Annotated in this window: 1 protein-coding gene; it reads left to right on the top strand. The window is 71.3% G+C overall.

All coding sequences use genetic code 11. The features are described 5' to 3' along the window. The coding region (locus PUR71_RS00980) for a methionine adenosyltransferase domain-containing protein (RefSeq protein WP_329924357.1) at positions 1–658 on the top strand (658 nt) is incomplete at both ends.

Here is a 658-nt window from a genome sequence, read left to right as displayed (position 1 = left end):
CGCCTACGAGGCTCGGGTCGAGGGCGACGAGGACGACCTGGACAAGCAGGGCGCCGGCGACCAGGGCCTGATGTTCGGCTACGCCTCGGACGAGACCCCCGAGCTCATGCCGCTGCCGATCACCCTCGCCCACCGGCTCTCGCGCCGCCTGACCGAGGTCCGCAAGAACGGGACCATCCCGTACCTGCGCCCCGACGGCAAGACCCAGGTCACCATCGAGTACGACGGCGACAAGGCCGTGCGCCTCGACACCGTGGTCGTCTCGACGCAGCACGCCTCGGACATCGACCTGGAGTCGCTGCTCACCCCGGACGTCCGCGAGTTCGTCGTGGAGCCGGAGCTCAAGGCGCTCGCCGAGCAGGGCATCAAGCTCGTGACCGACGGCTACCGGCTGCTGGTCAACCCGACCGGCCGCTTCGAGATCGGCGGTCCGATGGGTGACGCCGGCCTGACCGGCCGCAAGATCATCATCGACACGTACGGCGGCATGGCCCGCCACGGCGGCGGCGCCTTCTCGGGCAAGGACCCGTCCAAGGTGGACCGCTCGGCCGCGTACGCGATGCGCTGGGTCGCCAAGAACATCGTCGCCGCCGGCCTGGCCCGCCGCGCCGAGGTCCAGGTCGCCTACGCCATCGGCAAGGCCGAGCCCGTCGGCCTG

It is taken from the genome of Streptomyces sp. SP17BM10 (assembly GCF_036322405.1).
Taxonomy (GTDB): domain Bacteria; phylum Actinomycetota; class Actinomycetes; order Streptomycetales; family Streptomycetaceae; genus Kitasatospora.
This window is presented reverse-complemented; position numbering and strand designations above follow the sequence as displayed.